This is a genomic window from Johannesbaptistia floridana (genome assembly GCF_057440575.1).
On the sequence record NZ_JALKVM010000019.1, the window covers coordinates 1 to 17,010 of the forward strand.

Consider the following 17,010-nt stretch of genomic DNA (forward strand, 5'->3'; position numbering starts at 1 on the left):
TTGAGCATTAATTCTTTAACTCATTACTTCAAAACTCATTACTCATTACTTAACCCCCACCAGTAACTTTTGATAAAGATGCAAGATGTGAGTTTTTCCCCTGCTCCCGGAGGTCCAGTAGGGATCGCTAATGTTAAATTATCCTGACATTTAATTCTTGACACCAACTAATGTCATGAAAATTTGACATAAAAATTCTCAACGCCTTATAAATTCGTTGAGAGGAGAAAAAAGGCTTGAGTTACCCCTTGACCAATAGGGTAAAAATTTTGTTACATAATATTTAAGTGATCCCAAAAGCGATCCCAAAAATAAACAGTAGATTTATCGTTTTTTTTGATTTGAGTGTTACGGCAACTCAAAGAATCAAAAAATAAAATCAACAGCACATAATTTATAGACCCGAAAGTTAACCATAAACTAGTTAACTCAAGAAAACTCTATAGCTTTTAAAATCGGAGATAATATTCCATGGCTAAAGAAAGACCACCTATAGAAGAGATGACTCTCAGGCAATTAAGAAAAATTGCCAGCAAGTATAAAATTTCGCGCTATAGCCGTATGCGCAAAGCACAACTTCTAGAGGAAATAAAAAAAGCAGCAAAAGAAAAAATTACTTTAACACCATCTAATATTGAGGAGAGACAACAAGTGGATGCATCTAAGTTTGAACTAGGCCAAGATGATAAAGTGGGCGGACCATTATCTTCAGTAGATGAAAATATGGGGGATTTGCCAGGTGGCTATGGCGAAAGTCGCATTGTCTTAATGCCTCGGGATCCTCAGTGGTGCTACGCCTATTGGGATATTCCTAACGAACACAAAGAAGAATTACGTCGCCAAGGGGGACAACAACTAGCGATCCGTCTATATGACGTTACTGATATCAGCTTAGAATATACTGCTCCTCACAGTGTTCAAGAATATCTCTGTGATGAATTAGCTAGAGAATGGTACCTACCTATACCAGTTAGCGATCGCGATTATGTTGTAGATATCGGTTACCGTTGTGCAGACGGACGCTGGCTAATTTTAGCTCGTTCTACATCTATTCACGTACCCCCTGTTTACCCTTCAGACTGGATTGAAGATGTATTCATCACTGTTAATTGGGAAGAAAATCTTCAAGGTCAAACCCGTTATCAACTTGTACCTCCAAGCAAACGTCAACCTGTTGATTCTACAGGAAGAGGTTATGGTCAAGGTCAAGATAATCCTATTTACGACCAAATCTTTGGTATGGCAGAATCTGTAGAAGCCCAGCGCGTGGCTGGTTCTCTGTTTGGTTCTATGCAGCATGTCCCTGGTTCTGTTACTCCTCAAGAAGTACTCAGTTCCTACGTGTTCCCTTCTGGAGTAGGTATGTGGGCAGTACCAACTACCGCAGTACCAACCACCTCTGGTATGGGTATGATGTCTGGTATCGGTATGATGTCTGGAGTAGGACTTTCTTCTTATGCTGTCCCTGTTCGTCCTCGCAAATTCTGGTTAGTAGCTGATGCTGAACTAATTGTTTATGGGGCAACTGAACCTGATGCTACAGTTACTATTGGTGGCCGTCCTATTAAACTAAATCCTGATGGTACTTTCCGCTTCCAGATGTCCTTCCAAGATGGTTTAATTGACTATCCTATTATGGCTGTGGCTGCTGATGGAGAACAAACTCGTTCTATTCACATGAAGTTTAACCGTGAAACTCCTTCTCGTCATACTAATACTAAAGAGGAAGCTGTAGAAGAGTGGTTAGGATAAGTTCTTAATCTTATCTCATACCAAATCCTAGTGATGAGTTTGTAGTAGGGCTTTAGCCCTATCAAACCTGGCAATCTTACCGCGCTTATGCGTTCCGGGGCGCTTGTCCCGGATTTTAAATCTAAGAACAAATAACCAGTAGATATTACTATATCTACTGCTTTTTTTCTGTCTATATCCTTACGGAGTAAAGAAGAAGCTAAAATAGGTAATTGCTGTCTCAATTGTATTACCAATAGTTAACCTGACAATACCGTTTATGTTTATTTGCACTTAAGGAGTTATATTGTTGACTTTCCGTACATCTGCTGATACTATGTTGCTGTTGTGAATTTTAGGAAAAAGATGGAGAAAAGTGCAATAAGATTACTTCTAATTATCTTTTCTAGTATGTTGGTGGTTTTTTCATTTGCAAGCATTGCGTCTGCTCAAACTGCATGGTTCTCATTATACACTGGACGGGAGAAAGCTGCTTGCTATGGCTTTAATGATAGCAGCAATGAATTCAGGGCGCGAGATGTAGCAAGACGTAAATGTGAAAGAGATTGTGGTACCTGTAAAGAAATTGTTACAAGGAGTGTATCTCATGTAGGTTTAGCTGAAGGAAAAGATGCTGTACGTCATGGTTATGGAGACACAAGAGAGAATGCCGCAATATCTGCCATGACAAACTGTTCAAGCGTAACAACAGATTGCACTCTTGTATACAAACGCTGAGTTAGGGATGCAATTTTGAGTAAGTTTATTGCACCCCTACAGATGCTGCGCGTAGTCAATGGCAATTTGAAAAAATATTTTTTAATAAGGACCAAGAAATCTTTCTCCATCAAAATGAATAAGATGGTCAGGGGAGTCAGCAACCCAAACCTCAGTTTCCCAACAAATTTCTGAAAGATACCTACTCATTGATTGTACCGATCGCCTAGTTCCCTCTATTAGCTATTTACTTATTATTTTATACTACATTAGGGGCGAACTCCCCCTTAAGAATATCATAACTTAATGACTAAATAATTGTCAAGCAAAAAAGTAATTCTTGATTTTGAGAAAAATCGAGAGATGTCAATTGGCGCATTCTTACTGATTAACTAGGATGAATTGGAATAATATTCTCGCAACACCTCAGCTAATTCATCTTGATTTTCTCTAATACCTTCATAAAAAAAACATACCTCTCCCTGGATGCCTAAACGGCGATGATAATCGATAACTTGTCTTAACATTGTACTAGGGATGCGATAACTACCTATTTTGATTAATATCCCGGGAGATAGTTTATGTAAAAGGGATTTATCTAGTTGAGTAATAGTCTGTTTAAGTAACTTTTGATAGTCACTGAAACTTCTACGATAAAGTTGAGGATGTAGATAATCTACTATTCCTAGTTTTAACCATTGAGGGATATCTTGTAAATACTCTCTATAACCAAACCCAGGGGGATGGGGAGCAACGGAAACAATTAACTGAGGATTAATCTTTTTAATATCCTGGTAGAGACGAGAGAGAAAATTAGTGAGAATATCTGCACGCCACTGCATCCAAACAGAAGATTTATCTTGATTGGGTAAAGCCTTCCCGGTTTGTTGTTGATACAGTTGCTTTGTGGAGGTATCGTAACCTCCTTCAAGGGGAAAAGCTGGAAGGCGGTCATCTCCCTGAATTCCAGCTACTGGGTAATTTTGCACTACTTCTAAGATGAGTCTGTGCATAAATTCCTGCACTTCTGGGGAAAGGGCATTAAGCCAACAAAAACCATTTTTAATCAGTAATTTACCTTGTTTATCTATGGCTAACCAGTTTTTTTTAGCCAATTGTGTTTCTAAGGCAAATCTAGTGGGGTTTTGCAGGGAGTTGTGAGTGTAGACAAAACCATATTCAAACCAAGGAATCACTCTCAACTTATAGACTTCGGCAGCTTTGATTATTGCTTCTAGAGGATTCCATTTTTGTTGTTGATAAAGGGGGGCTATTTCCCAAGCTTTGCCAAAAGTCTCACTCATTACCTGGGAAGGATAGAGAGTGTAACCTTTATTCCAAACTACGGGAAAAACGGTATCAAATCCTGTTTCAGCAATAAAAGCGATCGCCTCTGCTATATTAGAGGGTGAATTAAATACCTGTGAGTCTACATTTGTTAACCAGATTCCACGCATAGTTATTACTTATAATCTATTTAATACGGGAATCCCCAGGAGGGATAATCCGGTTTTGAGGGTGCGTGCGGTTAATTGGGCAAGAATCAACCTAGAAGTTTGTATTTCTGCTTCTGCTTGGAGAATGGGGCATTTGTCGTAAAACTGGTTAAATTTTTGACTTAATTCAAAGAGGTATTGACAGAGACGATTAGGTAATAGGGTTGTTTCTACTTCTTGAATGACGTTGTTAAATTGCAAAATATGCTTAGCTAATACTGCTTCTGGAGGAGTATCTAATTTTAATTGAATATTTTTACTCAAGGTACTAAAATCTATATCACCTTTGCGAATGATACCTTGGACTCTCACATAGGCATAGAGTAGATATGGTGCCGTATTCCCTTGTAAGGCGAGCATTTTATCGTAACTGAATATATAGTTACTGGTGCGATTTTGACTCAAATCTGCATATTTTACGGCGCTTATACCGATTATTTGGGCCACATTATCTATAAATTCTTCACTTTCTTGTCTATTTTCTTCAGTTAGCCTGGTTACTAAATCTGTGCGGGCTTTGGCGATCGCCTCTTGGAGTAATCCTTTGAGGGCAATAGTTTCACCGGATCTGGTTTTCATCTTTTTCCCGTCTTCTCCCAATACTAAACCAAAGGGCACGTGAACTACTTCTACTGTTTCTGGGATTATTCCTGCTTTTTTTGCTACTTCAAATACTTGGGCAAAGTGATTTGCTTGTCCCGCATCTGTCACATAAATTATTCTTTCAGCCTTATCTTCTTGGATGCGATATTTTAAAGCTGCTAAATCCGTAGTAGCGTAGTTATAACCTCCATCAGATTTTTGTACAATCAGGGGGAGAGGGTCTCCGGCTTTGTTAGTGAATCCCGGTACAAATACACATTGAGCCCCTTCATTTTCTGTGAGGAGGTTTTTCTCATCCAACAGGTTTACAACTTCTGGCAAGAGGGGATTATAAAAAGATTCTCCCCTTTCGGTGATTTCAATATCTAATATTTGATAAATCTTTTCAAATTCCTGACGGGATTGTTCACATAGTAACTCCCAAGCCCGTTTACTTGCTTCATCTCCTGATTGTAACTTAACTACTTCTTGCCGGGCGATTGTTTTAAATTCTGGGTCTTCATCGAAGCGTGATTTTGCCTGTTTATAGAAACTAACTAAATCTCCTAGTAATAGGGCATTTTGTTTTACTAAGGCTTCTGGGTAAGCGCTTCTAAGGTGAGAGATGAGCATTCCAAATTGAGTTCCCCAATCTCCCACATGATTTAGACGTATAACTTGATGACCTCTAAATTCTAGAATTCTTGCTAGGGAGTCTCCTATGATAGTTGAACGTAAATGTCCTACGTGCATTTCCTTAGCAATATTGGGGCTAGAAAAGTCAATTACTACCCGTTGAGATGGTTTAGCTAATTCTACCCCTATTTTTGCTTCATCTTGGTAGATTTTGAGTAATTGGGCCTGTAAATAATCAGGTTTGAGAGTTAAGTTAATAAAGCCGGGACCTGCGATGGTGGGAGGTAGACATATATCACTTATTGCTAAATTGTCGATAATTTTCGTAGCTATCTCTCGGGGTTTTTGCTTGAGTTTACTTGCTAGAGGCATAGCTACATTACACTGATAGTCTCCAAACTCAGGTTTAGTAGCTGGTTCTACTAATGTAGAAAATTTGATTTCTTCCAGGTTAAAAGCCTTGTTAATCGCCTGGGTAAAACGCTGATTTAGTTCTTCAATCATTAAAAACCTAATTATTTTGCCCTTGAATTGCTGTGATTACCACTGTGTTTATTATATCAGATACTGTGCAGCCGCGACTGAGATCATTTACAGGCTTTCTCAATCCTTGTAGTACAGGTCCGATGGCGATCGCTCTGGTTTCTCGCTGTACGGCTTTATAAGTATTATTACCTGTATTTAAATCAGGAAAGATGAGGACTGTTGCCTTTCCTGCTACCATAGATCCGGGCATTTTTTGAGCAGCTACAGTTGCATCTACTGCTGCATCATACTGAATTGGTCCTTCTATTTGTATACTTGGATCTAGTTGTTTAGCTATTTCTGTAGCTTTTCTCACTTTTTCTACGGCTTCCCCTTTACCAGAACTCCCTGAGGAATATGATAGCATAGCGACTCTCGCTTCAATACCAAAGGTTTCGGCCGTATGGGCGGAGGTTACGGCTATTTCCGCTAATTCTTCGGAAGTTGGTTGAGAATTTACGGCACAATCTCCGTATACTAATACTCTATCTTCCAAACACATCAAAAACACGGAGGAGACTATAGAGAAACCTGGTTTAGTTTTAATTAGTTGTAAAGCTGGACGTATGGTATGTTGAGTTGTATGAATTGCCCCAGATACCATACCATCGGCATCCCCTGTATAAACCATCATTGTGCCAAAATAAGAACTATCTAAGGCATAATCTTGGGCGCTTTCTAGGGTCATTCCCTTGTGTTTACGTAACTCATAAATTTTGGAACTATACTCTGTTACTTTATCACTTTCTGAGGGATTAATAATCTTTACTTTATTTAAATCTAATTGAATCCCATATTTATTAATAGTTTGTTCAATTTCTGCTTTTTTTCCCAGTAAGGTTATATCCACAATATCTTGAGATATTAATACTCCTGTTGCTTTGAGAATACGAGGATCTAGACCTTCTGGAAGTACAATATGCTGTTTATTAGCTTTAGCTTGTTGCACCAAATTGTAGGTAAACATTTTGGGTGTGATGCCACGAACTGAACTTTTATTTATTTGTTTTTCTAAAGTTTCTAAGGGCATATAAGTATCAAACATTTTGATACACAGAGCAATTTTTTCTGTATCTCTAATAGTCAAAGAAGAATGAACTTGAGTGACTTTTTTAACTGTGTCGTAAGTGTCGGTTTTAACTGATAGTATGGGTAGAGGATCGTGAAGACCTTCTATTAATTTAATGATTGATGGTTCTGGTTTTAATCCTGTAGATAATAAAATCCCAGAAAGATTAGGATAATTAAGAGATTGATTAGCCTGCAACATACCTATAATGATGTCTCCCCTATCTCCCGGTGTAATTGCTAAACAACCCTCTTTTATTTTGGTTATTGCGTGTTGCATCTGCATAGCTGCAATAATATAAGTAGGAACTAATCTATCTAGATTTTCTTTTCCGTAGAGTATTTCTGCATCTAATTGTTCAGCGATATCTTTTAATCTGGGACTATCTAAATTTTCCTTATAGGGAATTACACCAATTAAATAGTTTTGTTGTTGATATTTCTCAGTTAATTTTTTTTCTATCTCCTCTCTTTCTTCTTGATTAGCTTGATTAATAATCATCCCAAAAACAGGACAATCATTTTCTTGATACATTTCCACGGCTAATTCTACCGAGTTTATCACTTCTTTGGTTGGCTTTTTATAGCCATTAATTAAAATTATCAAGTAAGACCCTAGAGTTTTAGCGATTTCTGTATTAATATTATAATTAAAGGCTGAACTATCTATAGTGTAGTCAGAACCTTCGCAGATAATAAAGTCACAACTTTTTTCTAACTGTTTATATTTAGCAATAATTATTTCTAGTAATTGGTCATTTTTATGTTGGGCGATTAACTCATTAGCTTGTTGATATAATATGCCATAAGATTCTTCATAAGATTGATGGAGATGAAAATGATTAATAATTAATTCTATATCTCCATCTTGTTTATTTAAGTTTGATTGGTTAATAATCGGACGAAAAAAACCAACTCTACTAGTTTTTCTCAAGAGTGATTCAATAATACCTAAAGCTACTAAAGCTTTACCACTCCCAGGATCTATTGTGCTAATATATAGAGAATTACTCATTTGTTTGATTAATATTTAGATTACACCTTAATTGTATAGCAGTTAAAAAGAAAATTAGGGTAATTTGGTTACTAAAATAATGCTTAAATTTAAAAAATATCAGTTAAACTTAACAAAAACAATAGGAAAAGGTTGTGTATTAATCGCTTTAGGAATTTTATCCACGGTAATTAAGCCTAAACAAGTAAATTGCGCTGAAGAGATTGTTACTTTTGTAGGACCTGTAGAAATATCTGTGTCCGTTGATTCCTTAGAAAAATTTGCCGAGGAAGGAAAAATAAATCAAGATTTAGCTTTAATCACCAATCGCCTCGATGAAGAAACTCTAACACAATTGCGAGAAATCTTACGCAAACCAGTAAATATAGACCCAATCTTCATTAGTCGCTATGGTGATATCTCGATTGTGGAAGGAGCATTGAGTAAGATAGGAGAGATAGTTAAAATTGACTCTGAGATTAACGGACTTAAGGGGATTCGCTCTGCTGCTATTTTAGCAGGTTTAGATGAAAACGAAGGTTTGACAGTGATTAATTTTTTACGTCATTTTCCCACAGAGGAAGTTTATCTTGATTTTGAGTACCTGGTAGAATTAGGAAAACAATTACAACTATTATTTAACTATCGCCAACTAGCAGTAGCCGAAATTATCAAACAATCGGAAGCAGAAGCAGAAGAATATCCAGTAAATTTATCATTACTAGGAGATATTAGTCAACCAGGAAGTAATACTTTTTCCCAGGAAAAAATGACCCTAGTGATAGAGGATGAAACAGCGTCTCAGGTAGGTTTACCATCTCAACAAGTAGTAGAATTTAATTTATATCTACCCAATCAGCGATCGCAACCTGCTCCCCTAATAATTATAGTGCAAGGCTATGGTGCTGCACCCACAACCTATGGTTATATAGCTGAACAATTAGCAAATAATGGTTATGCAGTAGCATCTATTGACCATATAGGCAGAAATTTAGCCGAACGTCAAGCCTCGATAGCAAGAGGAGAATTAGGAGATTTAGCCACTCCCATTGAATTTGTAATTCGCCCATCAGATGTGACCAATTTACTGAATAAATTGGAAGAATTGGCAGCTAATCAACCGGAATGGTCAAATAAACTAAATTTAGAACAGGTGGGAATATTTGGCTACTCCTTTGGAGGTTATACAGCCTTAGCCGTAGCTGGGGCAGAAATTAATCAATCTAGATTAACTCAAACCTGCGCTGAATCTAGTTTAAGTATAGATTTGAGTTTAATTTTGCAGTGTCGGGCGCAATATCTGCCCTTAGATGACCTATCTTTCAAAGATTCTCGCATTAAAGCAGTATTTGCCCTCTATCCTACAACTAATCCTATTTTTGGACCTGAGGGTATAAGTAAAATAGATATTCCCATTCTGATTTGGACAAGTAGTGATGATAATATTGTAGAACCACTGCAAAATCAAATTCACCCCTTTTTGTGGTTAGAGAATCCCGATAAATATTTAGTGATGCACCTTTTGGGCACTCATTTTTCTACAGTGAGTGAAGAAGTGATTAATCACATGAGTCGCAATAATGTTGAAGCCAGAAGACACTCTAGTGAAACTGCCCGTAAGTATCTCAAAGTTTTAACTCTAGCTTTTTTTAATAGGCATTTACGAGACTTAGAAGAATTTGCCCCCTATCTCACCGCCGCCTACACCCAGGATATCTCTACACCAGAATTTAGTCTATATTTAACTAAAGATTTACAACTAAAACAATTAGAAACAGGCTATGGAGAAAAACCCTCTCTAGCAATTGTACAAGACTATACACCCGTGTTTAATTCAGCACCTATTTCCAGTATTGAGACTGAAATTAGAGAAACTGGTGTGTTAAAAGTTGCCGTGAGAAGTGAAGCGCCACCCTATGGATATTTAGAAAGAAATGGTAATTGGAGTGGATACTGTGCTAGTTTAGTTAAGTCTTTAGAAGAGTATTTAGAGTTTAAATTCAATCGTTCTGGTGGTATTCAAGTAGTTGTATTGCCCTCTAGTTTAGAGAATCGCCATCAGTTAGTAGAGGAAAATCGAGTTTATCTTGAATGTGGACCAAATCTCTTTAGAGAAGATTATAGTTATTTTGATTTTTCCCCCTCTGTTAGTACACTTAAATCAGATAATTTAGTCGCAGGAGTAATTATTCCCCCAGATAGTAACCTGTTAAGTACTGATATTGTTGATATTTTTACTCAAGCTAATAAAGTAGAGGAAGAAGCAGTAGTAAGCTTATTTAACCCAGAATTTAACCTTGATATCGATAATCAGGCGCAGTTATCAACTAAATTTTCCACCCTTGATAATCAGGTTACGTTACTTACTAATAATGATGAGAGAGAGTGGCAGGAAATAATTAAGGATTTTTTAACTCAATGGGAAAAAGGTAGGGAGTAAGAATGCGCGAATGGGCGAATTGTTTTTTAAGTATTTATACTCGTAGCTGAGTAGTAGGGGCGCAAGGCTTGCGCCCTTGTGAGGCAAGGCTTGCGCCCTTGTGAGGCAAGGCTTGCGCCCTTGTGAGGCAAGGCTTGCGCCCTTGTGAGGCAAGGCTTGCGCCCTTGTGAGGCAAGATATAAGTAATAAATAAAAGGTGAAAGTTGAATAAGTGTCACAATCGCTGGTGCTTAATTTTTATAGATTTATATAATTAAATAGAAATAGTTGAGGAGTTGTTGATGGGGTATCTTCAGTTAATTAGCTTTTCTTTGGTTTGTAGTTTACTATTTTTAGGAACATTTGGGGTGTTAAATTGGCTAGAAATTCCGGCGGGAAATATAGTAGATTGGTTGATTGGATTAGGGAGTTTTTGGTGGTTGATAGCTATTGTAACCATACCGTGGAATATTTATTTTGATGCCCAAGAAGTAATCGCTGAGGGGGAAACTTCAAAATCTCAAGGGATTACTATAGATGAGCAACAAATAGATTATGTTCAGCAAGTAGCGAAATGGTCGATTATAGGAGCAATTTCAGTTCATATTTTATCAGCGATCGCCCTCTATATTTTAGCCCTTATTGGTGTTAGTGCTGTAGGCTATATTAGCTCTATTGCTACTATCTTGTTAACTGCTTTACGCCCTGCCCTTAGAGGATATCAATATTTAGCCAAACGTTTAAAAGCTATTCAAAAACAGGTTAAATTTCCCCGGGAGGATGTCATCAAATTACAACAAACTCTCTCTCAGGTGGAAAAGCGCCTAGAGAAAGTAGAAAAACAATTAGATTTAAGTAATAATCAAGGTTGGGCTAGTCAACAACAACAAAAATTAGCTGATACTAGTCAAGAATTAATCAATCTGATGGCTACAGTAGAACAATGGAAGGCTAAAAACCAATTAGAGCATGAAAATCTATCTAGAGAAGCTCATCAAGTTGTCGCTCAAATTGCGGAGGATAGTCAATTTTTGAGTCAGGTAAGAGAGATTATTCGCTTTTTTAAAACTGCTTAGAAAGATGAAAAAATATGAGAAAAATAGTCACATTATCTATCATGGCGATGTAACAGAAATATTACTATCTCAAGTTAGTGATGCTTCGGTGGATTTGATATTTATAGATCCTCCTTACAACATCGGCAAAAAGTTTTCTCAATTTCAAGATAAATGGTCTTCTGATGTGGAATATGCCAAATGGGCTTATCAATGGATTGATGAGTGTATACGAGTACTAAAACCTACTGGTACTATGTATCTAATGACTAGTACACAAGCTATGGCCTACTTTGATTTATATGTAAGAGATAAGCTAACAATTCTAAGTCGTATTATTTGGTCATACGATAGCTCAGGAGTGCAAGCAAAAAAATACTATGGGTCAATGTATGAACCTATTCTGCATTGTGTAAAAGATCCGAAGTCATATACATTTAATGCAGAGGATATACTTGTAGAAGCTAAGACAGGTGCAAAAAGGAAATTAATCGATTATAGGGGTGAGGTTCCAAAGCCTTACAATAATAAAAAAGTTCCTGGTAATGTTTGGGAGTTTTCTAGAGTTAGATATCGTATGAATGAATACGAAAAACATCCTTCTCAAAAACCAGAAGCATTATTAGAGAGAATTATTCGTGCTAGTAGCAATGTTGGTGAGACTGTACTTGATGCGTTTTCTGGTACTTTTACTACAGCGGCGGTTGCTAAAGCATTAGGACGTAAATCTATTAGTATCGAATCTCAAGAAGAATACCTGAAAATTGGTTTACGCCGTGTTTTAGAATTTAATCAGTATCGAGGAGAAATACTTGAAAAGCCCACAAAAAATACGAAAATTGGAAATGGTCGTAAGGTAAATAGAGAAGAATTCACAGGAGAGCTTTTCAGTGTCAATTCAGAAGCATGATTTCACAGAGGTAATAATCTCAATTTTAGATCAACATTGTGAAAATTACGGGAATAGTATTTTAGATAAGAATGAAATTATTCAATATCTAAATATCAAAACAAAAGCGGCTTACCGTGGATCTAAATCGCGATCTGGCTTTGCTTGCTAATCATTATGCAATTTATGTTCTCATACAAATGAGGAAATATTAAACAAAATAACTAATCAGGCGGAAGCAAAGTATCGAATTAAAGCAATTATCGAAAAATATATAGCATCAATTGAAGAAATTATTAATATTCCAAATCTGATTGAAATATTTGAAAAAGTTCTTGAATCAGGATATGGGGCAAATATTATTGAAGAAATTGTTATTCAAAGTCGAGTTGAATTTAATGTAGAATCAGAAGAACAGGATGTTCTATTCTTGAATAATGTAGAAGCTGATGTTAGGAAAAAATATCAAGAATAGGTAGGGAGTAAGATATAAGTAATAAATAGGGCTTGCTGAAAAAGTTGAAGCAAGTGATTCTGGAGGCTATACAGCTTACTTAGTGGTAGTTTCAGTCTCTAATTTTCTAAATCTTACGGCGATCGCTGGCAAAAGTGCAAGGGGAAACTTCAAAATCTCAAGGGATTACTATAGATGAGCAACAAATAGATTATGTTCAGCAAGTAGCGAAATGGTCGATTATAGGAGCAATTTCAGTTCATATTTTATCAGCGATCGCCCTCTATATTTTAGCCCTTATTGGTGTTAGTGCTGTAGGCTATATTAGCTCTATTGCTACTATCTTGTTAACTGCTTTACGCCCTGCCCTTAGAGGATATCAATATTTAGCCAAACGTTTAAAAGCTATTCAAAAACAGGTTAAATTTCCCCGGGAGGATGTCATCAAATTACAACAAACTCTCTCTCAGGTGGAAAAGCGCCTAGAGAAAGTAGAAAAACAATTAGATTTAAGTAATAATCAAGGTTGGGCTAGTCAACAACAACAAAAATTAGCTGATACTAGTCAAGAATTAATCAATCTGATGGCTACAGTAGAACAATGGAAGGCTAAAAACCAATTAGAGCATGAAAATCTATCTAGAGAAGCTCATCAAGTTGTCGCTCAAATTGCGGAGGATAGTCAATTTTTGAGTCAGGTAAGAGAGATTATTCGCTTTTTTAAAACTGCTTAGAAAGATGAAAAAATATGGTGAGTTTCATAAAAATGGAAGGGAAATGACACAAATGAAGATGTGAATCACTGTTATTCGTAATGACTCCACATTCTGAGAACTCTAATTATTCTTTCCTTTTCTTGTATTTCATATACCATTCGATGTTGAATATTAATACGACGAGAATAATATCCGGCTAAATTTCCCACTAACTTTTCATAGGGTGGTTCATAAGGATTATCCTGTAAAATTTTTAGTAATGCTTGTGCTTGGGGTTTCAAACCACTAGATGCTATCTTTTTTGCATCTTTTTTTGCTTGCTTGGACAATATGACTTGCCACTTCATTACCAATCAAGTTCCTCTAAGGGTGTTCCTTCCGATAAAGGCTCTGCTGCTGCTGCTTTGATTGATTCCACCATTCCTGGAATGCTATTAAGATAAATAGTTTCAGCGATTGCTTCCCAGTCTTCTCTAGATACCAATACTGCATCGTTACGTTTTCCCTTAATCGTAATCGGTTCATGGCTTTCGGCTATCTCATCAATTAAACGATAAAGATTATCTCTCGCTTCTTTGACAGTAAATGGTTTCATGGGAATTACTTTGCATTGGTACCGTATATCTTACCATTATAGCTGAGTTGAGCTATATTGGCATAAGTAGGTAGGTAAACTCAGATCAAAGCATCTTTACCCAAAGTTACTGGTGGGGGTTGAGTCTTGAAGTAATCAGTAAGGAGTAATGAGTTAAAGAATTGATCCTAACCCCTTAAAAATTGATTCGGAGCCTGTTGGTCAATTTCTGTACTTTTGTATTTGAGTGCAAGATATGAGTAAAATTAAACATAAAATAGAAAAAGTTTTTAAATTGTCTAAAACCTTTACCTGTTAGGGAGTTCCCTGTCAAGGGTGGGACCGAGCTGTTCCTTCCTAATAGACCTGTCTGTTGCTATAAAAGCGTTATATCAAATTCTGATACCGTAAATTTGAGCCTGTTGATAAATAAGATTCGCCCAAGGAAGATGGGTAGCCAATTCACACATAGTATCATGAACAGCAAAAACCGCTGGAGCATCTTCTGAAAGAATTGCTAAAGCCATGTTTAAATCATTTTTGGCCACCCCATAAGCTGATTCAATAATTGGCACTTGTTGGGGATGAATAGCAGTTTTACTAATTAGTCCGTAGGCTAAATCTAATTCCACTTCTTTTAGTAAAATATTGGTATGATTAAAAGATTCAAAAACTGGAGCACTCAGACTAAATCCCTCTGGTTTAAAAATACAAACTAATTGGGAGATAACTTCTCTGAGGGGAGAATCATAAATAGTGCTTCGTGATAAGCGACGCATTCCCAGAATTTTCATTAAATCGTTAGCGCCAATCCTCAGACAAAGAATACGAGGGCGCAAAGCTTCTTGATTGAGAAAATGACGCAGTTTTTTCATTTCTTCAACATCAAACACCTCGGCAGTTTCTAGGGTAGGCATAAGTAAAAAATCCTGGTTACTTCCCAGTAATTTTATATACTCTGGCAAATTGTCTCTGGTGGCTTTGGGAATCACAAAACCATCAATATTTTCAATACCATCAGCTTTGAGTAGACTAAGCATTACTTGAGGGTTACGAACTCGAATAAATCTGTATAGGGGTATGGGTTCTAAATCTGGTAAAATATCTCTCAGGTTATCTATGGCTAATTCTACTTGTTCTGAGTGAATACCATCTTCTGTGCAGAAAATGAGCGATCGCAAAGGATATTTTTTTCCATTAGCTATCTCTAAAAGATTACTAGTGATAGCGGGAACATATAGAGATGCACCTAATTCTAGAGGGTTAATATTCTTCATTGACCCAAACTTTTAATCACGGTTACAGTTTTATAGGGAAGATGAGGATCCCATTCAATCGGCACTTGCTTAGATTTAGCTAACCAAAGTAAATGGGCAATATCTTCATCTTGCTTATCTCTAACAATAGTAAGTTGGGGGACTCGTCTTAACAGGGCGCGTGTAGCTTCTCCAATACCTGGTTTAATGCGATTGCGATCGCTTATTGCCAATTTCTCCATCAATTTATCAACGAAGTCTTGAGATGTTTTTGACAATTCTAAGAGTTTCTGTCTATCCCATTGTATCGGTTCTAGAGATTCCTGTTTTAAGCTGAAGGTTATATCCTTCATTAATTCTTCTACAAACCAACCTGATAAATCATCTTCTGCTAAATTTTCATAGAATACACAGGCGTGAAAATCCCCTGGTTTAACCACATCAGCATTGAGAATTGAGCGACTGATTAATCCAGAAATAGTGGCATTGAGAATAGCCGAAGGAATTAAATAGTCTTCTGTAGTTGCTGCTATCGATGCCTTCCCGCTAAAATCAGCAACTACATATAAATCTGGGTTAATTGCTAGATTACGAGAATGATTATAGTCTTTAACTGCCTTAGTTAACTCATCAGTAATTGCCCCTTTGGCAATCCAGCCATCTACAAAGATAATTGATTCAGGAGAGTGACCACAGTTCAAGATATAATCTAAAGCCACAGTATCGATGCCGCGATCCCGTATAATTGAAATACTATAATGTTTAACTTTCTTTCCCATTATTTTTAAAGCACGCCTTAACATCACCCCAATTGGTGTTCCTGCCCTCGCTAAACTTACTAAAGTAATCTCATTGTCACTCATATTAGCAATAGTGTAAGCTAATAAAGCGATATCTCTTCCTAGGCGTCTCCGATTACGGTTAAAAGCTTTGTAAAATAACTCCAGATATGCTTGTTTTGGGGAAGTTTCAGCACTAATCATTTCTGAATAGTGTTTACGTCCTGACTGAATTAGTGATTCTTTTATGGTTACAGGAGTTGGTTGTATCTTAACTGGCTTCAGTAAAAATGTAACGTCTTCTGCTGGATAACTACCACTAAAATTCCCATCAAACATTAACTTAAATTATGCCATAGTGAGGTAAATAATTGGGATTTAGGGGGCATTACCGCATAATCACCCAAAGCCATAAAAGCCGCATCGGTGAAGCTATCCCCCACAGTAATAAGTAAAGAATCCTCTCGGTTTATATAGCGATCAATAAACCAAGATACAGCATATTCTTTCCCTAAATAGGGTGGAAGCAAACTGAGATTGTTATCGTTACTATGAATGCGCCAGTTTTGAGGAATACAACTATTCATCAATTCTCTAATTTGATTTAGTTCGGCTATTTTGTGCTGATTATGTTTAATATTCAAGTAAAAGTCATAGTCTAAATCCTTAACAATTACAATTCTTACATCTAATTGCTTCAATTGACTAAACTTCTTCACAGATTCTGCCATAGCCAATAGGGATTGATGATGTTGATTGACCAATGGCTTAATATAAGCTTGCCACTCCTGCTGACAATCACCCTCGGGGGTGAGAATTATTCCCCCAAAGGAGCAAATAGCATAACCAGTAAAGGAAATATTAACCCGTCGAAAAGAATCAATACTACGTGCTGTAGTTGGAATAATTTCTGCTTTTTCACCTAGCCAGTTTAAAAATTCTTGCTGTTGTTTAGTGATAAAACCAGTAGGTTTACCTGTTACGGAATAAGATATCTCTGTAACAGGAGTATTTGATGGACATTTACGCGCCGACTGAAACAAGGTATCGTCTAGGTCAAGAAAAATATATTTTTTCATCAGAAATTAGCTGAATAGCAGATTCTGTATTTTGAAGCAT

Annotated in this window: 15 protein-coding genes; 6 read left to right on the forward strand and 9 right to left on the reverse strand. The window is 36.7% G+C overall.

Annotated elements, in window-relative coordinates; translation table 11 throughout:
• Window positions 1-471: 471 nt before the first annotated feature.
• On the forward strand, window positions 472-1,752 hold the full coding sequence (locus MW688_RS01230) for a DUF4912 domain-containing protein (RefSeq protein WP_486734086.1): 1,281 nt from the start codon (window positions 472-474) through the stop codon (window positions 1,750-1,752).
• Window positions 1,753-2,097: 345 nt separating this feature from the next.
• Window positions 2,098-2,469, forward strand: a complete 372-nt coding sequence (locus tag MW688_RS01235; RefSeq protein ID WP_486734087.1) for a DUF4189 domain-containing protein — start codon at window positions 2,098-2,100, stop codon at window positions 2,467-2,469.
• Window positions 2,470-2,550: 81 nt separating this feature from the next.
• Here MW688_RS01235 and MW688_RS01240 read toward each other — a convergent pair whose 3' ends face one another.
• The 4 genes from MW688_RS01240 to pta form a co-directional block, all read right to left on the reverse strand.
• Window positions 2,551-2,658 (reverse strand): BsuBI/PstI family type II restriction endonuclease, encoded by a 108-nt coding sequence (locus MW688_RS01240; RefSeq protein ID WP_486734088.1) that lies wholly within the window; start codon window positions 2,656-2,658, stop codon window positions 2,551-2,553.
• A 182-nt stretch (window positions 2,659-2,840) separates the two neighbouring features.
• Window positions 2,841-3,905, reverse strand: a complete 1,065-nt coding sequence (locus MW688_RS01245; protein ID WP_486734089.1) for a glycoside hydrolase family 10-like protein — start codon at window positions 3,903-3,905, stop codon at window positions 2,841-2,843.
• A gap of 9 nt (window positions 3,906-3,914) precedes the next feature.
• Window positions 3,915-5,666, reverse strand: coding sequence for an arginine--tRNA ligase (argS, locus tag MW688_RS01250; protein WP_486734090.1), 1,752 nt, complete (start codon window positions 5,664-5,666; stop codon window positions 3,915-3,917).
• A gap of 7 nt (window positions 5,667-5,673) precedes the next feature.
• Window positions 5,674-7,770, reverse strand: coding sequence for a phosphate acetyltransferase (pta, locus tag MW688_RS01255; protein WP_486734091.1), 2,097 nt, complete (start codon window positions 7,768-7,770; stop codon window positions 5,674-5,676).
• A gap of 79 nt (window positions 7,771-7,849) precedes the next feature.
• Here pta and MW688_RS01260 point away from each other — a divergent pair, with 79 nt between their 5' ends.
• The 4 genes from MW688_RS01260 (at window position 7,850) to MW688_RS01275 (ending at window position 13,300) form a co-directional block, all read left to right on the forward strand.
• Window positions 7,850-10,189 carry an alpha/beta hydrolase gene (locus MW688_RS01260; protein ID WP_486734092.1) on the forward strand — a complete coding sequence of 780 codons (2,340 nt, stop codon included), beginning with the start codon at window positions 7,850-7,852 and terminating at the stop codon, window positions 10,187-10,189.
• A gap of 281 nt (window positions 10,190-10,470) precedes the next feature.
• Complete coding sequence (locus MW688_RS01265; protein WP_486734093.1) at window positions 10,471-11,244, forward strand: hypothetical protein; 774 nt, start codon at window positions 10,471-10,473, stop codon at window positions 11,242-11,244.
• Window positions 11,245-11,248: 4 nt separating this feature from the next.
• Entirely contained in the window at window positions 11,249-12,133 is an 885-nt protein-coding gene (yhdJ, locus tag MW688_RS01270; RefSeq protein WP_486734094.1) for an adenine-specific DNA-methyltransferase, read from the forward strand.
• 588 nt (window positions 12,134-12,721) lie between these two features.
• The gene (locus MW688_RS01275; protein ID WP_486734095.1) at window positions 12,722-13,300 is read left to right on the forward strand and encodes a hypothetical protein; all 579 of its coding nucleotides are present in this window, start codon (window positions 12,722-12,724) and stop codon (window positions 13,298-13,300) included.
• Between the two features lie 71 nt (window positions 13,301-13,371).
• Here the strand turns inward: MW688_RS01275 and MW688_RS01280 are convergent, their stop codons facing one another.
• The 5 genes from MW688_RS01280 to MW688_RS01300 all read right to left on the reverse strand — a co-directional run bounded on the left by MW688_RS01280 (window position 13,372) and on the right by MW688_RS01300 (window position 16,970).
• Window positions 13,372-13,629 (reverse strand): Txe/YoeB family addiction module toxin, encoded by a 258-nt coding sequence (locus MW688_RS01280; protein WP_486734096.1) that lies wholly within the window; start codon window positions 13,627-13,629, stop codon window positions 13,372-13,374.
• Window positions 13,629-13,877 carry a type II toxin-antitoxin system Phd/YefM family antitoxin gene (locus tag MW688_RS01285; protein WP_486734097.1) on the reverse strand — a complete coding sequence of 83 codons (249 nt, stop codon included), beginning with the start codon at window positions 13,875-13,877 and terminating at the stop codon, window positions 13,629-13,631. The genes MW688_RS01280 and MW688_RS01285 overlap by 1 nt, the downstream gene beginning before the upstream one ends.
• 371 nt (window positions 13,878-14,248) lie before the next feature.
• Window positions 14,249-15,133, reverse strand: coding sequence for an HpcH/HpaI aldolase/citrate lyase family protein (locus tag MW688_RS01290; protein WP_486734098.1), 885 nt, complete (start codon window positions 15,131-15,133; stop codon window positions 14,249-14,251).
• A complete protein-coding gene (locus MW688_RS01295) occupies window positions 15,130-16,230 on the reverse strand; it encodes a cysteine protease StiP family protein (RefSeq protein ID WP_486734099.1) in 1,101 nt (366 codons plus the stop codon). The genes MW688_RS01290 and MW688_RS01295 overlap by 4 nt, the downstream gene beginning before the upstream one ends.
• The gene (locus MW688_RS01300) at window positions 16,230-16,970 is read right to left on the reverse strand and encodes an HAD family hydrolase (RefSeq protein ID WP_486734100.1); all 741 of its coding nucleotides are present in this window, start codon (window positions 16,968-16,970) and stop codon (window positions 16,230-16,232) included. Before MW688_RS01300 ends, MW688_RS01295 begins: the two co-directional genes overlap by 1 nt.
• Window positions 16,971-17,010 lie beyond the last annotated feature (40 nt).